A 7208-nucleotide genomic window follows, 5' to 3' on the forward strand; every position below is an offset into this window, starting at 1 on the left:
TGGGCGCCGCCGCAGTGGCTGGAACGGATGGCCGGCGCAGCCGAACGATATGCGGCCGACGGTGTGCTGGGGCCGGTGATCGCGCCGCTGCCCGACACGGCGCCGGCATGGCTGCGCCGGGGCGGATTCTACGACCGCAACCGGCACGCGACCGGCACGCCGGTGCCCAGGAACGAGCTGCGCACCAGCAACCTGCTGCTGCACAGGCCGCCGGTCGATGCCGCGGGCATCCACTTCGATCCGGTGTTCGGCAAGACCGGTGGGGAAGACTCCGATTTTCTGTCGCGTCTGGCCGGCACCGGGATGAGCTTCGTCTGGTGCGACGAGGCCGAGGTCGTCGAGCCGGTGCCGGCCTCGCGGCAGAATCTGCGATGGCTGCGCATGCGCGCGTTTCGCGGCGGCCAGAACTACGCCCAGAACAAGCTGAACGGGCGATTCGGCGAGGTCGGCGCGGCGCACAAGCTCGCATTCCTGATTCGCAGCGTGATTGCGCTGTGTGTCTGCTTTGTCGCCGCCGCCTTGCTGCTGCCGTTCAGTCGCACGCGGTCCGCGCAATGGCTCTGCAAGGGCTACGCGCAGGCAGGCAAGCTGGCCGCGTTCTCGGCCTATCGCTACGAGGAATACGCGCCGGGTTCCGGTTCCTGAGCGCGCCGAGCCTGTCCCGGGTTGTCGAAGCTAGGTTTCCTGCCGGTGCGTGGTGGCGGCTGTGTCCGCGTGTTGCATTCGCTGCATCGCCGCGTCGAATTCAAGCTGAAGCTGGGTGCGCGAGAGCACGACGGAGGAGAACACCAGCAGGCTGCCGATCCAGCTTGGCGGCCTGAACATCGAGGTCTCGGTGATATTGGAGATGATCGCGTAGATCACCAGGCCGAGATGCAGCGCCGCCGTGGGGCGATCATGACGCCAGATCTGCCAGATCTGGCGGAAGTGCCAGACGAAAAAGCCGAGCAGCAGCCCCAGCCCGATCAGGCCGAGCTGGTTGTAGATGTCGATGTAGCCGTTGTGCGACTGATAGGGAATCCAGTTGAGCAGATCGCTGATCCACTGAGACGGCCCGCCGGGGCCCAGCCAGAATGAGCCATAACCGCGCCCGATGATCGGATGGCGGTTGGCCTCGCTCAGAACCAGCCCCCACAGCTCGCTGCGCCCGGTGAATGTGATGTCCTTGCCCAGCGCATCGGTCACCGGAGTGAGAATGTCGATCATCGTCGGGGGCGCTGAAAGCAGTGTCGCGATCAGGTAGGGCGTTCCGACGAGGATGATGCCCAGAGCCGCCAGCGCCGGCAGCTTGCCGTCGGCATCCAGTGGTGAGCGGATGGTCAGCCAGACGATGGCGGAGGTGAGCACCGCCAGCACGATCGACGTGGTCGAGCTGCATCCCATGGCAATGACGCCGATCAGCGCGGCGGATGCCAGGAATCGGGTCAGCGAGATGAAGCGCGATGCATAGGCGAACGTAGCGAGCATCATGGCGACGGAAAACACGAGCCCCAGCTTGTTCTTGTGGGTGGTGATGCCCGCCCATTCGCCCTGCAATCCGAGATCGTTGTGGACCGCGTAACGCGGTACTACAACGACCATGATCAATGAGATCACCAGCAGCCAGAGCAGCACGCGCAGCGTGACCAGTTCGAAGCGGTAACGCCCCCAGCTCGCGACACAGAACGCCGCGGCGATCATCAGGATGGCGTAAAGCTGGATGAGCCGGTTGATCGAGCCAACGAGCTGATCGCTCCATGCCAGCGACATGGCCGCCCACAGGTAGAAGCCGACGAGAAAGGGATTGGCCCGGCGCAGCAGCAGCGAGGCCACGCCCATGCGCTGGGTGATCATCCACGCCGCGAGCCCCCACAACGGCAGCCATTGCAGCCGGCGGAGCAGGGGGTTGGTATCCGTGCCGTCGCTGAGGCCGACCGGTTGCCAGGCGAAGCCGGCGGGTATGTTCAGGAACACCACGGTGATGACGAGCAGCAGCGTGCTCATGCGCCAGAACGTGCGGTCCACATGGATTGAGGTGGGCGGCATCAGAAATCCGCGGACCGGTCGATCAGCTCGGCCGGCGGCTCAGAAAGTTCAGGTTGGGCGGCCAGCCGGAGGTCTTGCGGGTCAGGTCGCCGAGCACCGGCAGATTCAGCTCCCGCTCGACATCGGCTCTGCAGCGCACGCGTCGCCTGGAGAACTCCAGCAGCAGCGCCAGCGCCAGACCGAGGAACCCGCCCAGCAATCCGCCGGCGATGGTGTTGACCTTCGCCTTGGGCCCGGTGGGCCGGAGGGGGGGCTGCGCCGGGCTGGCTAGGCTGGCGTTGGAGTATTCGGTGCCGGCCCCGAGCAGGACGGTGTCGTACTCGTTCAGTGCCTGGGCATAAAGCTGCTTGGCGGTGTTCAACTCGCGCAGGTACTGGGCGCCGGCCTCCTTGGTCGACTGGTCGCTACGCAGCCCGGCTTTCAGGTTGTCGCGCTCGGTCTCCAGGCCGCGTTCCTGGGCCCGTGCGGCCGAAAGCTCCGCCCTGGCGTTGTTCACGTAGTTGTCCAGTTCGATGCTGAGACGATGACGGGCCGCGCTCAGTTCGTTGTTGAGCGCGATGTAGTCCGGATGCCGGGGGCCCAGCGTCGTGGACAGGTCGGCGAGCCGCGCCTCCAGGGTCGAGACCTGTCGCTTCATCTCCTGGATCAACTGGGACCCGAGGACGGCGGTATTCGAGTTGATGGCGTAGTTCAGACGCTGCTGTGCCTCGCGGCGCCTGACCCGGGCCTCGGACAGCCGGCGTTCCAGGTCGACGAGTTGTTGCTGCTGATCGCGGTTGTCGCTGTCCAGTTCGATCAGGCCGGAGGAATCCCGGAATTTGGCCACCTGCTGCTCGGCCTTGTCCACTCGTTCGCGCAGGGTCTCCAGCTTCTTCTCCACCTGGATCGCGCGCTCGCGGGCCGGGCCCTGCTGCTTGGCCTGTTGTGCCTGCACGTAGCTGCGCGCCACCGTGTTGGCTCCGCGCGCGGCATCTTCGGCCGTTTCGGCGGTGAAGGAGATATAAATGAAACGGCTTTCATCTCCCTGCCGGATCGACAGGCTTTCCGCCATCTGGGTGCGGAGCCAGGCTTGGCGGTGCTCCGGGGTGTCCTGGCCGGGCAGTCCGGCCAGCCGTTCCGGGTCCGATGCCCAGCCCAGTTCATCGATCGCCGCGCCCAGCACTTCCGGGCTGCGGATGAACTCCATTTGCGTGGCCATGTAGCTCGCCGTCAGGTGCACCGGAAACTCGCGTCGGGACAGCGGGTCGTTGACCTCGAAGTCGACCATCACCGTCGCGATGGCGGTATAGCTTTTCGGCAGCACGAGCTTGCTCAGCACCGCCGCGACGAGGGCGCAGCCGAGCCCCAGAATGACGATCAGCTTCCAGCGGGCGAGCAGCATCGCGGTGAGTTGCGGAATGCTGATGACCGCGGGTTGCAGCGAATCGGGAATGGCCGCGGGGGCGGAGGTGCTGGCTTGAGACATGACGGTTCGGTGGCGTGACCCGGCTAATAGTGACGCAATTGCGTCTGGTCTGCGATGATTGGCCCGGTGCGGACGCCATGGGCGCGCGCGTATCGGATTCGGTGACGGCCGAATCACGCGATCGCGGCGGGCTGTTCGAAGTGCCTGGGGTATCCCGTCACCATGACGTGGCGGCGTAACGGCACGGCACCGACTCATAGAACAAGGAACCACGGGAGTCTTGATGGCACAGATGAGCGCCCGCACGGGGATGCTCGATGGGGTGGCGTACGCGGTCCTGGTCTACGCTGTGCTCGGCGCTTCCTGTCTGGCTCTGAACGAATCGTTCAGCGGCCTTTATCAGGCCGCGGGGCTTATCGCCGGCGCGCTGGCCTTCGTGGGGATGCGCGGTGTTCCCTGGACGGCGGCCTGGCAGTTGGGACGCCCGGGCTCATTGGGCGCACGTCTGCTGTGGCGCTGGCTGCTGCTGATCACCTTCCTGATCATGGCAGGCTTTTTCGCGCAGATCGGCGACGAGCTGTCGCGGCGCGTGCTCGCGCTGTGGTTCACCGCCGTACCGATCTGCATGCTGGTCGCGCACATCATCCTGCGCTACGGCTTGCTGCGGGTCTTTCCCGGCCTCAGCCGTCAACGCACCGCGGTCGTGTTGTTCGTCAACAACGCCGCCAGACGCCTGGTGCAACGGCTGCCGGATGCCGGCTATCGTTTTGTCGGCTACTTCGAGGACCGCGAACCCGCCCGCACCGGCGGCGTGCTGGAGAACGTGGAACATCTCGGCAAGGCCGCCGAGGCCGCCTCGTATGTCCGGCGCAACAAGGTCGAGGTGGTCTTCGTCTGCCTGCCCGAGGGTGCCTACGATCGCGGTCTAAGTGTGATCAACGAGCTGGGGGACACCACGGCGTCGGTGTTCTACGTGCCGGCGGGGGAGATCTTCACCATGATGTCCGCGCAAATCTACGACATCGAAGGCATTCCGGTGCTGGAGGTGATCGATACGCCGTTCTATGGCGTCGACGGCATCCTCAAGCGCGTGTTCGATATCGCGTTTTCACTGACGATGCTGGTTCTCAGCCTGCCGCTGATGGCACTGATCGCGCTGGCGATCAAGCTCGACTCCAAGGGGCCGATCATCTTTCGCCAGCACCGGTACGGGCTCAACGGCGAGGAGTTTGATGTCCACAAGTTCCGCAGCATGTCGGTGATGGAGAACGACGACAAGATCGAGCAGGTCAGCCGGACGGATCCGCGCGTCACCCGTGTCGGGCGGTTCCTTCGGCGCACGTCGCTGGACGAGTGGCCGCAGTTCTGGACCGTGCTCAAGGGCGATATGTCGATCGTCGGGCCGCGGCCGCACGCGGTGGCGCACAACGAGTTCTACCGGCGCGCCATCCAGGGCTACATGTCGCGGCACAAGGTCAAGCCGGGCGTGACGGGCTGGGCGCAGGTCAACGGTTATCGTGGCGAGACCCAGACCCTCGACCGCATGGAAAAGCGCATCGAGTACGACCTTCAGTACATCCGCAACTGGTCTCCGGTGATGGACCTGAAGATCGTCGTGATGACACTGATCATGATCTTCAAAGACGAGAATGCCTATTAGCGGCGCCCGACATGCGCTGCGCGGACACTTCGCTCGCGGCTTCCTCGGCGGCTTGCTGTTGCTGGGCGCGGTGACGCCGGCCCAGGCCCAGTTGTTTGACCTGTCACCGTTCGCGGTGCTGGAAGCGATTTATGACGACAACGTGTTCCGGGCGGAGAACGCGGCCGACCTGAGCGCGCAGAGCCCGGACGGCAGCACGCGGATGGGCGACGGCATCGGCATCGCGACCGTGGGGCTTACCGGTGAGTTCGAGCCAGGACTGCAATCGATGAATCTGACCGGTCTGGTGCAGCGGTTTCAGTACCACGAGCTGGAGCAGTTGAACCACACGGCCTACGAGGTCGACGGCCGGTGGAACTGGCAATGGGGTCGGCGGTTCGACGGTCTGGTGCAGGCGTCGGCGGACCGCGCTCAGGATGACTTTCGCTACCGCGACAGCGCCGAGCAGTCGTTCACGCTGAACCGACGCTATGAACTGGCCGGCGCCTACCACCTGAGTTCGATCTGGCATGTCGAACTCAGTTCGGTGTTCACGTCCCGCTCGGGTTCGGACCCGGCCAACGCGGCCTTCGATCTGGATGAATACGCCTTCGACCTGGCCGGCTTCTACCGCCGCGACCCGGTCGGCCAGCTCGGTCTTGCGCTGACCTACCGGGACGGGGAATACCCGCACCGTGATGCGACCACCGGCGCGGGGCTGGCGACGGCCTATGATCAATACACTGGCGAGTTGCGCGCGCGCTGGACACCGTCCGCGATCTCCAGTTTCGACGGCGCGATCGGCGTGACCCGTCGCGAACAGACGCCGTTTTCCGATCGCGACTTCTCCGGCGTCACCGGCCGGCTCAACTACCGCCGCGACATCAGCGGACGCACCCGCGTGTCGCTCAATGCGTTCCGGCGGGTCTGGTCCACCGAACGGGTGGACGCCAACTTCGCCACCGACAGTGGCATCGGCAGCAGCATCGAATGGCGCTGGTCAGTCAAGACGCAGTTCCTGCTGGAGGGGGAATGGCGGGCGATCCGCTACGAATCCGAGGCGGGCACGGCAACCGGCGTACCGGCGCAGAAGGACGACCTCCGCAGCGGCCAGCTCACGATGATCTGGCAGCCGCTGGAGCGGCTGGGTGTGCGGCTGTCCGGCGAGCGCGAAATCCGGGATTCGAACGTGGCGGGGGATTCCTACGCCGTCTGGGTCTCGCGACTGGTCGTCAGAATCGGGTTCTGACTCGGGTACCTTCCGTCGGCGATGAAACTCCCGTTAATCGCCGGCACAATGACGGTTCACTGACACTTCACCCGGGGGTTGCCAGACTCTGCGGCAGTGTTTCGGGTTGGAGGTTCCATGCTTAATGCTGATGCGCGTGCTGCTCTGACTCAGCTTGTCCAGCGCTATCACGCTTCGCTGACCAAAAAGCGGACCGATCTGGTCGCGGCCCACGCGGCGGCGGCCGAGGACGACTGGTCGGAGGAGGGCACCGCCGCGTTCAAGCTGCTGGTCCATCGCATGGCCGGTTCGGCGGCATCCTACGGCTTCACCGAGCTGGGCGATGCGGCGCGGATGCTCGATCAGGTACTCCAGTTCCGGGACAGCAGCACCGCGCCCACGACCGTGGTCGATCATTTCGATCGGCTGCTGCGTGAGCTCGACGCCTGCATCCGCCGCCCGCCGCCCGGTGATCCCCACGCGGAGCAGGTGCGTGAGGCGGAGCAGCGCCGGCTGCGCGAGATGCCGCGCGTGATTCTGGTGGATGACGATCCGGCGATGGTCGACATCCTCAGCCGCCAGTTGATGGCGGTCGGCTTCGATGTCAGCGGGTTCAGCGATCCCTTCGCGGCGATGGAACGGGTCACGACCATCCGGCCGTCGGCGATTCTGATGGATCTGATGTTCACCGAGGGCGAGGACTACGGCTTCCAGATCGCCGAGGCGATGGTTGCCCGGCTGCGCTACAAGCCCGGTCTGGTCTACCTGTCGCAGCGCACCGATGTCCGCGCCCGCCGCTGGGCGGTCGATTCCGGCGCCGACGCGTTTTTCACCAAGCCGGCGAATGTCAGCGCGCTGGCGCAGTTGCTGGAACAGTTTTCCGGCCGCGGCGATCCGGGCGCGGTGGAGAA

5 protein-coding genes and 1 pseudogene are annotated in these 7208 nt (G+C 65.4%); 4 read left to right on the forward strand and 2 right to left on the reverse strand.

What is annotated here, in order from left to right:
* Positions 1-645: pseudogene (locus tag ABNS06_RS12230) on the forward strand (hypothetical protein); the annotation flags it as partial.
* A 30-nt stretch (positions 646-675) separates the two neighbouring features.
* On the opposite strand, the gene ABNS06_RS12235 reads toward ABNS06_RS12230, so the two are convergent.
* Both ABNS06_RS12235 and ABNS06_RS12240 read right to left on the reverse strand, forming a co-directional pair.
* A complete protein-coding gene (locus tag ABNS06_RS12235; protein ID WP_348674881.1) occupies positions 676-2025 on the reverse strand; it encodes an O-antigen ligase family protein in 1350 nt (449 codons plus the stop codon).
* A 22-nt stretch (positions 2026-2047) separates the two neighbouring features.
* Entirely contained in the window at positions 2048-3490 is a 1443-nt protein-coding gene (locus tag ABNS06_RS12240; RefSeq protein WP_348674882.1) for a Wzz/FepE/Etk N-terminal domain-containing protein, read from the reverse strand.
* Between the two features lie 223 nt (positions 3491-3713).
* On the opposite strand from ABNS06_RS12240, the gene ABNS06_RS12245 reads away from it, so the two are divergent.
* From ABNS06_RS12245 to ABNS06_RS12255, 3 genes are all read left to right on the forward strand, one after another.
* A complete protein-coding gene (locus tag ABNS06_RS12245; protein ID WP_348674883.1) occupies positions 3714-5090 on the forward strand; it encodes an undecaprenyl-phosphate glucose phosphotransferase in 1377 nt (458 codons plus the stop codon).
* Entirely contained in the window at positions 5080-6318 is a 1239-nt protein-coding gene (locus ABNS06_RS12250; RefSeq protein WP_348674884.1) for a hypothetical protein, read from the forward strand. The genes ABNS06_RS12245 and ABNS06_RS12250 overlap by 11 nt, the downstream gene beginning before the upstream one ends.
* A gap of 117 nt (positions 6319-6435) precedes the next feature.
* The coding region (locus tag ABNS06_RS12255; protein WP_348674885.1) for a response regulator at positions 6436-7208 on the forward strand (773 nt) is incomplete at its 3' end.

It is taken from the genome of uncultured Abyssibacter sp., assembly GCF_964000955.1.
Taxonomy (GTDB): Bacteria; Pseudomonadota; Gammaproteobacteria; order Nevskiales; family OUC007; genus Abyssibacter.

Bases quoted from the DNA above. Each gene is read 5' to 3' on its own strand.
- ABNS06_RS12235 (WP_348674881.1), bottom strand. From the start codon at position 2,025: ATGCCGCCCACCTCAATCCATGTGGACCGCACGTTCTGGCGCATGAGC.
- ABNS06_RS12245 (WP_348674883.1), top strand. From the start codon at position 3,714: ATGGCACAGATGAGCGCCCGCACGGGGATGCTCGATGGGGTGGCGTAC.
- ABNS06_RS12250 (WP_348674884.1), top strand. From the start codon at position 5,080: ATGCCTATTAGCGGCGCCCGACATGCGCTGCGCGGACACTTCGCTCGC.
- ABNS06_RS12240 (WP_348674882.1), bottom strand. From the start codon at position 3,490: ATGTCTCAAGCCAGCACCTCCGCCCCCGCGGCCATTCCCGATTCGCTG.